Genomic DNA, 15,348 nt, shown 5'->3' on the forward strand with positions numbered 1-15,348 from the left:
CCGTTTACCGGTTACCGAAAATCCTCTTCCCTGACCGGAGAGTTCCTGCTTATGTCATGCGTGGCCACCTTGCCAACAACCGCTTTCAGGTGCTTCGACGCCAACCCGAAGCCGGGGCGAACACTCCGCACATCGTCCCCGGAAATGACGTCCCCGGCCTTGATATCATTCACAAAGTACAGGGAGCGACGAAACAGCGCGTTACCCTGCTCGCTGGATTTGCGACCGTAATTCACCTCGCCAAGAGCCTTCCACGCGGTCTTGCTATCCCGGCAAAGCGCTTTGAGATCCTCAGGTTCCAGGGAAAAGCTATCATCCGGCCCACCGCCAGAGCGATCGAGCGTGAAGTGCTTTTCAATGATCGCCGCGCCCAGCACGACGCTGGTGATTGCCGTTGTATTATCCAGGGTATGATCAGAAAGCCCTGTCACCAGGCCGAAACGCTGCTTCATGTCCACAATGGTTCGCAGATTATAGTCTTCCGCTGGCGCCGGATAGCCACTTACACAATGGAGAATCGCCAGCTGTTTACAGCCAGCTCCGCGCGCCGCATCAATGGCTTCCTGAATTTCCTCCGCATCTGCCATCCCGGTGGAAATGATCATCGGTTTACCAGTCCGGGCCACATACTCAATCAATGGCAGATCCACCGCCTCAAATGATGCGATCTTATAGGCTGGAGCGCCGAGTTCCTCAAGCAGATCAACGGCGGTGGTATCGAACGGCGAACTGAAAATCGTGATGCCCCGCTCCCGGGCCCGTTCAAATAGAGGCTTATGCCACTCCCAGGGCATGTGGGCCTCTTCGTATAGCTCGTAGAGGGTACGACCGTCCCAAAGCCCGCCTTTGATTTTGAAATCGTCGGTATCCGAATTCAGGGTAATGGTGTCGGGCCGGTAGGTCTGCAGTTTTACCGCATCTGCCCCGGCATCAACCGCTTCATCAATGATCTTCAGTGCCGTTTCGAGCTTGCCGTTATGATTGGCTGAGAGCTCCGCAATTATGTAAGGCGGCTGAGATGATGAAATTTCACGACCATCAATGACAATTTTGGCTTCACTCATAAACACGCCCTTAAACCTTTACTTCGAATTTTCCACTCGGCAGCCAGAAGGCCAAAACAGATAACGTCGTGATAACGTTCTCCGTCGCAGTGTTGCTCTCTGAGGACACCTTCCCGGGTAAACCCGAGACGCTCATGGAAGCGGACTGACCGCTCATTAAAACCGAGCGCCTGCCCACAGAGTTTATGCAATTCCAACTCTTCGAAGGCGTACCTCAAGGCAGCTTCACCAAGCGACCGCCCTGTTCCTGGCTCTGAATCCGGCGCCAGATAGAAGCCCCAGTCCGCAACCTGGGCACAGCGGGTCGAGGAGATATTAACGAAGCCTACAGGGGCCGAATCAACCTCGTAGATCAGCAGCCACACACCGGGGGCTTCACTGTTCCGGGCAAACCACTGCTCATGCTCCTCGGGGGAGATTTCATGGCTGGTGTACATAAACCGGCGCACATCGGGATGATTCCGCCAATTGAGAACCCGCGCGAGGTCCCCGGAGCGCATAAGTCTCAGCCGCCCACTACTCATCCGAACCCTCCTGGAGGGCGTCAGCCACACGCTGCACACCCAGACCATCGCAGATTGCGGCAGCATTCTGGCTCATCTCAAGCAACCTTCCAGCCGCGAGTACTTTACGCATCGCCCTCGGCAATGTCTCTCCAATAGCGTCAGGCCAACCCAAACTGAGTGATGCGCCCGCTCGTTTAAGTGCCTCAGCGCCCGGCCGCTGGTTGTCGGCCATCACCACAAGCAAGCTGGGCAAACCAAGGCAGCAGCGCTCCCAGGCAGAGCCTCCAGCAGCACCAATGGCAAGATCTGCCTGGCTCATCAGCTCCGCCATGTTGTTGGCATTTACGACCACCCGAGTAGCCAGGCGCATTGATTCCGCCTGCTCTATCACCTCGTCGATATGAGGACAGGCTGCCCCGAGAACGACGGTAACCCGATAAGCGGAAACAACCTCGATGGTATCCAATACCCGCAGAACATTGCCGGTAACATTCGCCGCATCCACGCCACCCATACTAACGAGTATGTTCCCGGGCTCCCGGGTTTGCCGTGCTTCAAGGGACATGGCACGTACCCGGCGGAACTCGGGCCGAAGCAACGCGTAATCAGAGCCAATCAGCTTTTTGGTATCGCCGGGTACAAGACCATCGTAATCGTGCGGTTCACGCCCAAGATTCTGGTCCAGTAGCAAATCACACTGATGCCTACGGTCTGCAAGATCATCAATAGCCATCAGGCGCCTGCAACATGTACGAACCTGAGTTTCCCAGCGATGATCGAGCGCGTAGTGGTCTACCACCAACCAGTCCAACTCGATGCCCTCGAGTGCCTGTAGCGTGTCAGAGGCATCCGCTTCCCAGCTCACTCCCAGCCAAGCGGCGTGGGGTGTTGCGTCGTCTGGAGAGCTCGCAGTTTCTCTGGATTCTACCGATGAAAGCACCAATACATGATGCCCCCTGCTGCCCACCGCGCCCTCCAGATTTCCCGGCATCCGCCGCATCACGAAATAACACCGGGCACCGGCTTCTGCCAGAGCATCCGCAAGGGTCAGGCAGCGCATAACATGGCCAGAGCCAATGAGGGTGGACGCGTCCACCCGGAAAGCCACCGCAAGCGCTCTACCCATGGTGCGCCCGGGCTCTCAACGCTTTGAACATATACTCTGCCGTCTCCCAATCCTCTGGAGTATCAACATCCTGAACACGGTAACGGGGAATCGGGATTCCGAGAGAGTCCTGCCCGAAGATCATCCGCTCCTCAAGCCAGGCCTCCGCGGTTCCCCAGTAAAACTGACCGGCATCGTGCCAGGCTTCTTCCAGATCCTGGGAACGTGTCGAAAACTGCTCCGGATGCATCATCTCCACCCGGCCACCATCGGCAAGGCGAAGTGCACGCTGAATAGGAAAGGCATAGCTGGTCACAGAAAAAGCGAAGCTACTGCCCGAAGATTCAAGCCGACTTTCGCCTTCCTGGATATCAGCAGGTTCGATGAAAGGGGCCGTCGCATAGATGCAGCAAGCACGATCGACGGTATGGCCAGCGTTTAAGAACCACTCAACCGCGTGCCGGACAACCGGAAGCGTTCCCGTATAATCGTCTGAAAGATGCTTAGGGCGCATGAAAGGAACTGCCGCTCCGAATTTCCTGGCCACGTTGGCGATCTTTTCATCATCGGTTGAAACGATAACCTCGTCAAAACAGCCACTCGCTCGGGCCGCGTCAATTGACCAGGCGATCATCGGTTTGCCGCAGAAATCCCGGATATTCTTACCCGGAATCCGCTTGCTGCCTCCCCGCGCCGGAATTATCGCAACCTTCATACCGAAAGAGCCTGGTTCAGCGCTTCAACCACCGCATCCTGCTGCTCAAAAGTGAGGCCGTGATACATGGGAATGCTGATAGCCTCACTGTAATAACCCATGGATTCCGGAAAATCATCGGGCGCGAACCCCATTGCTGTGTAATAGGGCTGGGTGTGGACAGGGATGTAATGCAGGTTGACGCCGATGCCCCGCTCACGGAGCGACTCGAATACCTCACGATGGCTGGCACCAAGCTCAGCCAGCTTCAATCGGATTACATACAGGTGGAGCCCCGAGTAGCTGTCCGGATGCTGCCATGGCGTCACCACCGGCAAATCCGCCAGCAGCTCATCATATCGCCGGGCCAACTCATGCCGGCGCTTCACGAAGTCATCCAGCCGTGCCATCTGGCTAACCCCCAGGGCCGCCTGCAACTCGGTCATTCTGTAGTTAAAACCCAACTCTACCTGCTGATAGTACCAGGGTCCGTCCGGCTCGTGGGTCATACGGCCCGGGTCGCGGGTAATGCCATGACTGCGGAGCATCTCCATACGCTGAGCCAATTCAGCGTCATTGGTGACAGCCATGCCACCTTCCGCGGTTGTCACAATTTTTACCGGATGGAAGCTGAACACCGTGATATCGCTGTACCGGCCACTGCCAATAAACTCGCCCTGATACTTGCCACCAATGGCATGGGACGCGTCCTCGACAATGCGAAAACCATAACGCTCAGACAACGCCTTAATCCGTTCCATGTCGCAAGGCTGGCCACACAGGTGCACCGGCACAACCACCTTGGGCAGACGATCCTGCTCCCTGGCCTGTTCCAGCTTTCGCTCAAGCGCATCCGGGCAAAGGTTGTAGGTGCGGGGGTCGATATCGACGAAATCCACCTTTGCACCGCAATAAAGGCCACAATTTGCCGAGGCCACAAACGTAACGGGCGAAGTCCAAAGCCAGTCCCCTTCTCCCAGGCCGAGAGCCGCGCAGGCAATGTGCAGGGCGGAGGTTGCGCTGTTAACAGCCACGCCAAACTTCGCACCAACGTGAGAGGCCACCGTGTTCTCAAATTCTGGAACTTCCGGGCCCTGGGTCAGGAAGTCCGATTTGAGAACTTCAACAACGGCATCAATATCCTCTTGCGTGATCTCCTGGCGCCCGTAAGGAATCATCAATCAGATACTCCCGATTTTTTCCCGGTTAGCATCGATCCAGGCCTGCAGATCTTCTTGGGACATCCATTCTGTGTTGTTGTCACTTGAATAAACAAATCCCTCAGGCACTTTCTTGCCGTCCTTGATGCGCGCAGCATCGGCGCTCCAGTCATGAATAGCAGGAAGAATCTTGAAGTGTTCGGGATACTCGTAGGTGTAATAGGAATCTTCGGCGCCTATCATCTGCTCATGTAGCTTCTCGCCGGGGCGGATGCCGACGATCTCGTGTTTGGCATCCGGAGCGACTACCCGGGCAAGATCGGTCACCTTCATGGAAGGGATCTTCTTCACATAGATTTCGCCACCTTCCATATCCTCAAAGGCGTGCCATACCAGCTCTACGCCCTCTTCCAACGAAATCATAAAGCGGGTCATCCGCTCGTCGGTAATGGGCAACACGCCTTGGTCCTTAACCGACATGAAAAACGGAATAACCGACCCACGGGACCCCATCACATTGCCATAGCGCACGACCGCAAAGCGTGTCTCATGGCCACCCGCGTAGGAATTACCAGACACAAACAATTTGTCTGAGGCGAGCTTGGTAGCGCCGTACAGGTTGATAGGGCTGCTGGCTTTATCCGTTGAAAGGGCAACAACACGCTTCACGCCTTTATCGATACAGGCATCGATCAGGTTCATGGCGCCGTTGATATTCGTCTTGATGCACTCGAAGGGATTGTATTCAGCGGTTGGGACAATCTTGGTGGCCGCAGCATGCACCACGTAGTCCACGCCATCAAGGGCCCGGTATAGCCGGTCTTTGTCGCGCACATCACCGATAAAGAAGCGAACGCGGTGATCGCCGGCAAACTTTTTGGCCATCTCCCACTGTTTCATCTCATCCCGGGAGAAAATAATCACTTTTCTCGGATTGAAACGCTCGAGGAGCATGGGGACGAAGGTATGGCCAAAGGAGCCTGTACCGCCGGTGATCAGTATGGAGCTGTTTTCAAACATTAGCTGTAGATGCCTTTAATGGAACGATAATCCGTCTTTTCCAAGATAGATTTACGCCGTAGAACATGTAGAGAACCGATAGTACAATCCCGCCCCTATCTTTCGCCAGACCAAACGGAGAACTGATGCAAAACAATCCCAGCCATGCCGGTGCCGTAATTGCTCGAAGTAAGATAGCTTTCGGCACCAGCGGAGCGCGAGGCCTGGTTGAGCAATTCAGTGACGATACCTGTGCTGCTTTTGCCGTCGCGTTCATTACCAATATGCAGGCAAAGTTCACATTTGATCGGGTAGCGATTGCCATCGACCGTCGCCCCAGTAGCCCCAAAATGGCGGCCGCCGTTTCCGGCGCTTGCGAGGCGTTGGGGTTATCCGTGGACTACTATGGCGTTTTGCCAACACCAGCATTAGCACTGCAGGCAATGGCCGATGGCATTCCCTCAATAATGATTACGGGGAGCCACATTCCATTTGACCGCAATGGCATCAAGTTCTATCGTCCAGATGGCGAGATAAGCAAGGAAGACGAGCAAGGAATCCTGAACAATCGGGCAGAGCTGCCCAATTACAGAGCAAACCTGCCACAACAATCCAACCTCGCAGAAGAGCATTACGTTGCACGCTACACCGGCCTGTATTCATCCGAACCGTTAAAGGGTGTTCGAATAGGCCTCTACGAGCACTCGGCAGCCGGCCGGGATCTTAGTCGGGCGATTTTTGAAAATCTGGGCGCTACGGTCATTTCACTTGGCCGCACAGACACTTTCGTTCCGATAGACACTGAAGCCGTTTCGGATCAAGACCGAATCCTTGGGAAGCAATGGGCACGAGAACACAACCTGGACGCCCTTTTTTCAACAGACGGTGATGGCGACCGCCCACTCCTGGCCGACGAGAACGGTGAATGGTTGCGGGGCGACATCCTGGGCCTGATTTGCGCACAGAATTTGGGTATAAAAACGCTCGCCGTGCCCGTTAGCTGTAACACTGCCATCGAGCTGTGTGGTGCTTTCACAACTGTAGCCCGAACCCGAATTGGCTCACCCTACGTAATCGAAGCAATGTCAGTCCTCAGTGAAAAGCACGATTCAGTGGCAGGTTTTGAAGCCAACGGGGGTTTCCTGTTAGGCGCCGACCTCACAATGGAGAGCTCCGCGCTCAAAGCACTACCGACGAGAGATGCTATTCTCCCGGCTGTGGTAGCCCTCATCGCCGCCCATCAAAAGGGCAAACCGCTCTCGAAACTACTTGGGGATTTGCCTGAGAGGTATACCGTCAGTGACCGAGTAACCAATTTCCCGACTGAAAGAAGCAAAGAACTGATAGCTGAATGGAAGGCCAGGCCGGAATCCCTAAAAATGGAACTTGAATTGCCACAAGACATCCGAACCATCGACTTCACAGATGGCTTAAGGGTTACACTTCAGAATGAGCAGATTGTGCACTTGCGGCCGTCAGGCAATGCGCCTGAACTTCGGTGTTATTGCGAAGCAAAGCGCCCGGAAGAAGTACAACAGTTAATCGAATCGTGCATGCTTAAACTGCGTGAGCTCGCCACTTAAGCAAAAGCGTGTCCTGATCAGTTAACTTTTACACTCTCAGGCCTCGTCGACTCCGACCTATCCTCAGTTACGCTGTCTAGATAGCCGTTGATGCTACCGCTGGGTTTGAAGCCCGTTGGTGCCTCCATCAACGTCTGTATAACAGCGTCACAATCAAACTGCCTGCTGGCAATCATCAAAGACTCCAGGATAGGTTCTAACTCAGGCCACTCCAGAGCAACTTCTCGTGCCATCAAAATTCGCGGATGAGAAGTTGCCAGCGGGCTATTGCCAATCAAGAGTTCCTCGTACAGCTTCTCGCCCGGTCGAAGGCCCGTGAACCGGACTTCGATTTCGCCTTCAGGCTGATCCGCTGTTTTCTCGGTCAGCCCCATGAGGTGGATCATTTTTCTGGCCAGATCCGCTATTTTCACCGGCTCGCCCATATCCAGGACAAAAACCTCCCCACCTTTTCCCATACTGCAAGCTTGGAGCACGAGCTGACTGGCTTCCGGGATCGTCATGAAATAACGGATAATGTCCGGGTGGGTAACGGTTACCGGCCCGCCATCACGAATCTGGTCTCGAAAAAGAGGCACCACGGAGCCAGACGACCCAAGCACGTTGCCAAACCGAACCATTGAAAAGACTGTCTTAGACTGACGTCGGGCCAGAGCCTGCAAAATTAACTCTGCCATACGTTTGCTCGCGCCCATGACATTGGTCGGGCGCACTGCTTTATCGGTCGAAATCAATACGAAGCGCTCCACGCCCGCTTCGATAGCGGCCTCCGCCACACGCAATGTGCCGAAGACGTTATTCATCACACCTTCTATCACATTATGCTCAACCAATGGCACGTGTTTGTAAGCAGCAGCGTGGAAGACTGTCTGAACGCCATAGGCCTCCATCACCTTACGACACCTCATTTCCTGGGTAATGCTGCCTAACAACGGCTCTATCAGAACACCAAGGCCATCAATATTATTAATCGCGGCCAGCTCTCTCTCGATTGAATACAGCGCAAACTCAGATCGTTCAAACAAAACAAGCCTACGCGGCTTGTGCCGAATAATCTGGCGACAAAGTTCCGACCCGATTGACCCTCCGGCCCCCGTCACCAAAACCACTTTCTGGTGAAGAGTTTCCGAGATTCCCTCTGAAGTTTCGGCAACTGGCGGGCGCCCCAACAAATCCTCAATCTCAAGATCCCGGATATCGTTAATACGGGCACGCCCCGATACCAGCTCCGAAACAGAGGGCACCGTCTGTACAGGTACTGACGCCTTTTCAAGCTCTTCCAGCAATAGCTTGCGATCGACCTTCGAATCCGGATCCAATGCCAGTAGGATCCGCTCGATGCTGTATTTTTGGATATTCTTGGCAATCAGCTCAATGCTGATAACAGGCAATCCATTTATGGTGGTTTTGTGGCTTGCTTTGTCCAGGGCGATAAAAAATGCAGGCCGATACTCAGTACCCTGCCTCAATGCCGACGCCAGTTGCATCGCTGTTTCACCAATCCCGACGATGGCCACGGATTCCTTATTGCGCTCGAAGGGATGATTCACGAGCATTCGAATACCCAGGCGGGTGCCGCTCACGAACACGAATGCAAAAGCCCCATAAATGACGGGCACAGAACGTGGAACGAGCACCTGAAACAAAAACCCGAAGACAATCAGTGCCAGGGCAGAAACAGCAACGCCGTATAGGATGGTGATAAAGGCCTTGTCGCCCAAATACCGGATTACTGCCCGATACAGCCCCAGTTTCACGAAAACCGCGACCGTCACCAACACAGTGAGAACCGAGGCTGCCAATTGCCCCCGGTTCGGTAGCCATGTCACATCCTCCAACCTCAGCGCGTAGGAAGCCCATATTGCAAACAGAAGAAGAGTGATATCAGAAGCAACAGAGATCGCTCTCTTCTGAGCACGAGGCAATTCCAGAAACGCATCAAGTATTTTCATCCTCGGACCCGGTCACCGGCGCCCCTACCCAGGGCGGTCAGAAATATGTATCGCAGATAAGTTGCTACAGAAAGCTCCTCTAACATTCTTGCATCGGTACTCGCCAACAGCTCTGGGGTAGACATATCAATGCCATTGATTTGGGCCAAACCCGTGATGCCCGGGCGAGCGTTCAGAACACCAAGAGCCTTTCGCTGTGAGATCAATTCTTCCTGGCTTGCCAAGCAAGGCCTGGGCCCCACGAGACTCATGTCGCCCCGCAAGACATTCCACAATTGAGGGATCTCATCAAGCTTGGTTCGCCTCAAAAAACGGCCATACCTGGTAATCGAAGAGCTGCTCGCCAAATGACTCGCCACAGACGCCGTGTCTTTTCTCATGGTGCGGAACTTGATGAGAGTGAACGGTCTACCAAACCGACCCACCCGTTCCTGGCGAAAAAGAGGAGAGCCGGTGTCAAACAGCCCCAGAACAATCAATACCAGAAGCACAGGCATTCCCAGCAAGAGGCCAAGCAATGAGATCAAAACATCCAGCAAACGTATCAATGAGTCACCAAAGAATTTAGAACCAGAAAAGTGTTCACTATACAGCTAAAGTCCGCGCCAGCCCCTCACGAACGGAATAGGGAGGATGCCAACCCAAAGTGTCCTTCAAGGATGAGCTGTCAACCAACAAGTTTTCCGTGAGCCTGCGGATAACATCGCCCTTGCCGACCGCCTTCCCCATGATTTCCAGAAACGCCGCTGGAACTGGCAAAAGCCGGGGGCTTCGGCCCTTAAGTACTCGTAACTCCCGCACAAGGTCGCTAAAAGAAAGGTCGTCAGCGTCGCTGATTAAAAAGGTGCGACCTGCAGCCTCAGGAGCTGTGCACAAACAACCAATGCCGTCTACCAAATTGCCCAGATACACCATACTTCGGCGATTGTTCAAACACCCGAATGGTAGCGGCCAAGGCGTATCAGACAATCGCATTAACGCGTCAAAGTTTGCTCCCACACCTTTGCCATAGACCAGTGGCGGGCGCACGATAACCAACTCCATGGATTCCCGCGCGCAAAGCGCGGCAAGCTGCTCTTCAGCCTCCAGTTTAGAATAACCATAAAAATCTTCCGGCGCCGGAGTATCGCTCTCGGTGAACGGTTTTCTGCCCTCTGTGGACTCACCATTCACCTTGATGGAGCTCAGGAAGACAAATCGCCTTACCCCTTTGCTGGCTGCAATTCTAGCCACTCTCAACGTGCCCTCCACATTGGAACGCCGAAACGCCCCCAGAGGGTCTTTTGCAGGATCGGTCATCACATGCACACGAGCTGCACAGTGAACAACGACTGAAACCCCGTTTAACGCATCACTCCACCCGGAGTCGCGCTCTATATCCAGGCCGACTTTCTCCTCCACAGCTTCACTGAAACACCCAGCACGTTTGCGAACAGCCGCTACAACCTTTTGGAAGCGCCGATTCGCCAGTTCCTCGACAAGCGCTCGGCCTACGAACCCGTTCGCTCCGGTGACAAGTACAGTTCCTTCTTCATTCATCCCGGGCGCCTCACCAGCTCCAGAAGCTTGAAAGGGATTTTTGAGAGCACCAAGACGAGGTTGGTATAAACTCCATTTTCCCGGCATGCACGCACAATTTCGCGGTTTAGTAACCAACTGCTCTTCGGCCCAGCCGTACTCACACCACCCGCCCTCATTGTGACAAGAACGCGGTCGATACTCACGAATTTAGCCCGAAGCTTCAGTAACCATCGAACAAACATTTCGTAGTCAGCTGCAATGGAAAAGTCTTTCCGATAGCCACCTGAGCGATCGTAGAGCTCTTTTCGAACAAAGGTGGCCGGGTGTGGCGGCATCCAGCCAAACCGGAGCTTCCAGCTGCGAAAGTGACCTGCACTGTAATACCTGACGACCTTTTCTCTTTGCTCTGGATCAACAAAAACCACGTCTCCAAAGACCATATCGGCACCCGGGTTTGAGACAAAAGCTTCAACAACCTCAGAAATAATGTCCCTGGACGCATAAAAATCATCAGAGTTCAGGATTCCGATAACATCACCGGTTGCGGCGGCTACACCCTTGTTCATTGCATCATAGATGCCATCGTCGGGTTCGCTGATAACCTGTGCTATCCGGCCTTCATATTCGCCGATGATCCTGAGCGTCGAGTCTCTTGAAGCGCCATCCACAACAATATGCTCAATCCACGGATAGGTTTGTTCAAGCACAGATTCAATGGTATACCGGATGGTTTTTTCACTGTTAAAGCATACCGTTACGATAGAGACTCTGGGCCCGTTGCTCTCAGTGCTCATGCCAAAGACTCTCCAAATTCCCCGGTCGCGACTTCATCGTAGAATGCCATGGTTTCTTCAAAGCAGGCCTGCCAGGAAAAGCGTTCGGCACGAGCAATTCCCTGCTCCACACACTTCGCCCTCACCTCTTCGTTGTTCAGACTTTCAATCGCAACCAGCAGTTCATCTACTTCAGGGCTGTTGACAAGGACCGCTGCGTCCCCGGCAATTTCAGGAATTGACGATAAATTGCAGGCAACTACCGGGCAGCCGGCCCTCATAGCTTCGAGAACCGGGATTCCAAAACCCTCATAGGCAGAGGGATACAACAGACAAAAAGCTGAGTTATAGAGCAAATTCAAATCTTCCGGTCCGATGCCTGAAACATGACTGAACGAACCACACTGATCCGATAGCCAGTCACTCTCATCCTCACCCATCGGCTCTCCACCAACGGCAACCAACCCCAATCCCTTCAACTGCGAGACAACGTCTACGGCTTTATCAAAGTTCTTGTAGCCGTTTCTGGCGCCAACGAACAATACAAACGGCCGATCAAAAAGTTCTGGAAATCGGTCACTGAGCAGGCCTTTCTCACGAGACTTCAAAGGAAAGAAATCCTCGCCAACACCGTTATAAATAACCCTCACACGGCTCTCATCTACCTCCGGGAAGAAATGCAGCAAGTCCCGCTTAGTATTCTGTGACACGCAGATCACCCCGGCACTTCTCAGAATCGCCTGTTTCTTCTGGGTTGAATGAACCAGGCGCCGTATGCCAGACCCAAACCGCTCATAGGTGAAATCATGCACCGTAGTAATCGTCGCCACACGCGGCTGCGAGGCCCAGCGATAATAACTGCTGTGAAAAACCGTCTGCGGTGGCAGCTTCTGCAAAAAAGGCAAATACCGAACCAGAGGAACTGGCAGCCGTGATTCGCAGTCGAATATTCTGGGTAAACGGCTTTCGAAGATATTATTATTGCGGCATGCAAACACCTTAACCGAGGGCCGTCCGCGCAACCGCTTTAGAAGCTCATACCAGTAAACCGATATCCCGCCAGCAGACTGCAGCGAAAAAACAATCGAATCCATTGCAATCTGATAGTTCTGGTTGCCTTGCTTCGGGTCATCGCTGCCCAAACTTTCCAACTCCCTTCTTGACCACCATCTTTAAAGCCTCAATCACAAGCCTCCAGCCGTAATAGGTATGAACCCGCAGGCCGCCTTTTACGACAGACCAACGCTCAATCGTCGAGGTCAACCGCTTACGGTCCGACACCCCACCGGCCTCATAAGACGCAACAACAATATCCCTGTGGCCGAACCGGTAGCCATCCAGCCAGGCTCGATAGAAAAATTCGTAATCCGCGACAATTTTCAAATCCTCACGAAACTTTCTTGCCTGCAGTTCCCTGCGAACAAAGGCAGACTGATGGCAGAACCGCGCGCCTTTCCATATATCCCTTACATCGCCTGCCTTCACGAGCCTTTTTCTTCCATCGCTGTATCTGACCTCATGATCGCCAAAGAGCACATCAAGCTCATGATGCCCAGAACCGGAAAACATCGAAGCAATCGAGTCTTCACTCCAGAACCAGTCACCGGCATTCATAAACAACACCCACTCGCCGGTTACGAGATCAATAGCCTTGTTCATGGCATTGTAGATACCGCGGTCTGGCGCACTTTGCCAGTAATCAATCAACGCCTCGCTTTCACGAATAACCTCCAACGATCCATCCGTAGAGCCGCCATCGATTACCACATACTCGATATTCGGATAAGTCTGGCCGGAAACGCTGGCTATAGTGTTTGCGAGCGAGTCACGCATGTTAAACACCACAGTCACCACGCTCACCAGAGGGTAACCGTTATTATTCTGTCGGGTACCCTGCAACCGCCGACCACCCTCAAGTAACTCCGGTTCAGATTCTTTCACCAAAACTTCTTCCTTCGGCAAACTCGGAACAATAAAAAAGATGCTTTCGGTACGCCAACAAATACAGAAACGAAGCCATTACCAAAAGCAGTCCGGGGGAGAAATACCCGTACCCACGGAAAAAGAACTCAACAAAGTAACCGAAAACCAGGCCTGCAGCTATCAACAGCTTTCCGGTCAACCGGGAATCGGCGCGAGATGACCTGTTCAAAAACTGTCGCAAGAAAAGACGTGCCCTGAAAAACCACCAAACACAAAAAACAAAGTAAGCAAAGCTGATCAAAATCCCGAAAACACCCAACTCTGCAATAACCTTGGCCGCCAGGAACCCTCCGTCCTGCAGATTCAGGTGGTAGCCACCGGTCAGACTGGATATTGCCTCCGAGAACTCATTCAGCTCGGTCGTACCGGAACCAAGGTTTTGAAAGCCGAGCCCCATGAGCAGGTTTTGCGAAAAGTTTTCAAACGCCAAGGCCCAACCCTGAAGAAAAACGAGCGCTGTCAGGTTGTCTGTCTCCAAACTCGGAGCGCGACTGGCGAAATAGCTGTTAAAGGTAAACAAGGCGAATAAAGCAAGCGGGGCCAGGAGCAAGCCCAAAACCATCCAAAACCGATAATCCGGCGAACGGCACAAGAAAGCCCAAAAGGCCATTATAGAAAACACCATCAGCGTCAGGCTTGGCTGAAAGAATGCCAGCAAGAATAGATTCAACAGCAGAAACAGCACACGGCGGGGGTGCCCTATAAGACTATACGCCACGGCGATCTGGCCGAGAGCCAAAGCATAGTGACTGGGCTCAGAGAACGGAAAAACCGGGCTTACCAGAGCCCCATAGGCAACCGGGATAGCCGAGGGAAATAACTGGCTAAACCATCCCAAGAATAGGAAGAGTAATACAGAAAGAAACAACCCTCGCAACAAGGAAGCCAGCTCAACGCGGCGAAAAACCTCGACCAGAGCGACAGCAGCGAGCATCACCAATAGAAACGCCAAACCAACTACAGCGTCCGTTTGCCTGTGCCAGAAAAACTCAATAACTCCGGCTCCCAGGAGCCATAGAATGCACACGAAAATAAAAAAGTACGTCAGAAGATCTGCTCGAAAACTAATCAACGCGCGTGAGAACAGTAAAAGAATACCAACTGAAATCGCCACTAATCCCGGCGCCGGGGAGCTAAGCGATAACATTACGTAGGTAAGCTGAGAGAACAACGGCGGCACTGAAAACAACAGAAATAAAAGGTACTTGTCAGCGCTGTAAAGAAGAGAGGGGTTATGCTCAGACCTCACATCGCCCGCCGTACATCTCTGATAAATTCCGCGAAGAAAGCCGCTACCAAAGCCAAAATCAGGGCGAAAAAAGCACCTACAACGATGATAAGCAAAGGCGCTGGCCCTTCCGATTCCGGCGCCCGCCGCGCTTTGGCCGCCACTTCAGCGGCACTCAGAGCCTCCAGGCGGGCCTTAACCTCTGCACGGCGCTCATATAAGGATGCCATTGCCATCGCCGTTTCCTGCTGTCGTGAGTCAGCAAGGTTCCGGAGGCCCTCATCAAGGGCGTTGAGCCGCGTTGTGAGACGCGCTTTCACAAGCTCCAGCTCCTGCATCTGATGGGCGATTACATCAGCCAAAAGTTGCTGGTGAACCTTCTCAACCAAGCCTTTGGAGTTCAAGGAAGAAATCGAAGTGATTTTAACCAACCGGGAACCTTCAGGACTTGAGAACTCCAGAGTAAAAGATAACGCTTTTTCCTCGCCTTCAACCAAATCCAGCCCCGCGGCCGGTCCCCACTGGGACTCCAGCAAGGAAACCAACTCCTCAGATCGACTCATACCTAGCCCCTCCTGGAGAGGGCCTAACTGCACTAGACTGACAAACTGGAACCGCTCCGGGTTAACCAGCGCATACAAAGCGCCTGCAGCAAACACACAAATGAAGACTACAAGAATCAGCCGCCAACGCCTGAACATCCTTGCAAACAAAACCACCAGGCTGACTTCTTCGTAATTGGCTGACAACTCGCCAGTGCGATCTTTCAAAAGATTCCAT

General features: G+C 53.3%; 15 protein-coding genes. 1 reads left to right on the top strand and 14 read right to left on the bottom strand.

Annotated features, from left to right (window positions below):
* Window positions 1-11: 11 nt before the first annotated feature.
* Genes pseI through pseB form a run of 6 tightly spaced genes read right to left on the bottom strand, consistent with a single transcriptional unit; the run spans window position 12 to window position 5,549 of the window.
* On the bottom strand, window positions 12-1,064 hold the full coding sequence (pseI, locus tag AC13E3_RS21705) for a pseudaminic acid synthase (protein WP_482902512.1): 1,053 nt from the start codon (window positions 1,062-1,064) through the stop codon (window positions 12-14).
* On the bottom strand, window positions 1,061-1,588 hold the full coding sequence (gene pseH / locus AC13E3_RS21710; protein ID WP_459419377.1) for a UDP-4-amino-4,6-dideoxy-N-acetyl-beta-L-altrosamine N-acetyltransferase: 528 nt from the start codon (window positions 1,586-1,588) through the stop codon (window positions 1,061-1,063). The genes pseI and pseH overlap by 4 nt, the downstream gene beginning before the upstream one ends.
* The gene (pseG, locus tag AC13E3_RS21715; RefSeq protein ID WP_482902513.1) at window positions 1,581-2,696 is read right to left on the bottom strand and encodes a UDP-2,4-diacetamido-2,4,6-trideoxy-beta-L-altropyranose hydrolase; all 1,116 of its coding nucleotides are present in this window, start codon (window positions 2,694-2,696) and stop codon (window positions 1,581-1,583) included. Before pseG ends, pseH begins: the two co-directional genes overlap by 8 nt.
* The gene (gene pseF / locus AC13E3_RS21720) at window positions 2,689-3,390 is read right to left on the bottom strand and encodes a pseudaminic acid cytidylyltransferase (protein WP_482902514.1); all 702 of its coding nucleotides are present in this window, start codon (window positions 3,388-3,390) and stop codon (window positions 2,689-2,691) included. The genes pseG and pseF overlap by 8 nt, the downstream gene beginning before the upstream one ends.
* Window positions 3,387-4,547, bottom strand: coding sequence for a UDP-4-amino-4,6-dideoxy-N-acetyl-beta-L-altrosamine transaminase (gene pseC / locus AC13E3_RS21725; RefSeq protein WP_482902622.1), 1,161 nt, complete (start codon window positions 4,545-4,547; stop codon window positions 3,387-3,389). Before pseC ends, pseF begins: the two co-directional genes overlap by 4 nt.
* A 3-nt stretch (window positions 4,548-4,550) precedes the next feature.
* A complete protein-coding gene (pseB, locus tag AC13E3_RS21730) occupies window positions 4,551-5,549 on the bottom strand; it encodes a UDP-N-acetylglucosamine 4,6-dehydratase (inverting) (protein ID WP_482902515.1) in 999 nt (332 codons plus the stop codon).
* Between the two features lie 125 nt (window positions 5,550-5,674).
* Here pseB and AC13E3_RS21735 point away from each other — a divergent pair, with 125 nt between their 5' ends.
* The gene (locus AC13E3_RS21735; RefSeq protein ID WP_482902516.1) at window positions 5,675-7,111 is read left to right on the top strand and encodes a phosphomannomutase; all 1,437 of its coding nucleotides are present in this window, start codon (window positions 5,675-5,677) and stop codon (window positions 7,109-7,111) included.
* Window positions 7,112-7,128: 17 nt separating this feature from the next.
* Here the strand turns inward: AC13E3_RS21735 and AC13E3_RS21740 are convergent, their stop codons facing one another.
* The 8 genes from AC13E3_RS21740 to AC13E3_RS21775 are packed head-to-tail and all read right to left on the bottom strand — an operon-like array spanning window position 7,129 to window position 15,338.
* Window positions 7,129-9,063, bottom strand: a complete 1,935-nt coding sequence (locus AC13E3_RS21740) for a polysaccharide biosynthesis protein (protein WP_482902517.1) — start codon at window positions 9,061-9,063, stop codon at window positions 7,129-7,131.
* On the bottom strand, window positions 9,060-9,611 hold the full coding sequence (locus tag AC13E3_RS21745) for a sugar transferase (RefSeq protein WP_338355678.1): 552 nt from the start codon (window positions 9,609-9,611) through the stop codon (window positions 9,060-9,062). The genes AC13E3_RS21740 and AC13E3_RS21745 overlap by 4 nt, the downstream gene beginning before the upstream one ends.
* A gap of 37 nt (window positions 9,612-9,648) precedes the next feature.
* Entirely contained in the window at window positions 9,649-10,602 is a 954-nt protein-coding gene (locus AC13E3_RS21750; protein WP_482902518.1) for a UDP-glucose 4-epimerase family protein, read from the bottom strand.
* Window positions 10,599-11,378 carry a glycosyltransferase family 2 protein gene (locus AC13E3_RS21755; protein ID WP_482902519.1) on the bottom strand — a complete coding sequence of 260 codons (780 nt, stop codon included), beginning with the start codon at window positions 11,376-11,378 and terminating at the stop codon, window positions 10,599-10,601. The genes AC13E3_RS21750 and AC13E3_RS21755 overlap by 4 nt, the downstream gene beginning before the upstream one ends.
* On the bottom strand, window positions 11,375-12,499 hold the full coding sequence (locus AC13E3_RS21760) for a glycosyltransferase family 4 protein (RefSeq protein WP_482902520.1): 1,125 nt from the start codon (window positions 12,497-12,499) through the stop codon (window positions 11,375-11,377). The genes AC13E3_RS21755 and AC13E3_RS21760 overlap by 4 nt, the downstream gene beginning before the upstream one ends.
* A complete protein-coding gene (locus AC13E3_RS21765; RefSeq protein ID WP_482902521.1) occupies window positions 12,486-13,298 on the bottom strand; it encodes a glycosyltransferase family 2 protein in 813 nt (270 codons plus the stop codon). Before AC13E3_RS21765 ends, AC13E3_RS21760 begins: the two co-directional genes overlap by 14 nt.
* Entirely contained in the window at window positions 13,285-14,589 is a 1,305-nt protein-coding gene (locus AC13E3_RS21770) for a hypothetical protein (protein WP_482902522.1), read from the bottom strand. Before AC13E3_RS21770 ends, AC13E3_RS21765 begins: the two co-directional genes overlap by 14 nt.
* Complete coding sequence (locus AC13E3_RS21775; RefSeq protein ID WP_482902523.1) at window positions 14,586-15,338, bottom strand: Wzz/FepE/Etk N-terminal domain-containing protein; 753 nt, start codon at window positions 15,336-15,338, stop codon at window positions 14,586-14,588. The genes AC13E3_RS21770 and AC13E3_RS21775 overlap by 4 nt, the downstream gene beginning before the upstream one ends.
* Window positions 15,339-15,348: the final 10 nt, after the last annotated feature.

The sequence above is a fragment of the Marinobacter sp. L-80 genome (assembly GCF_056859395.1).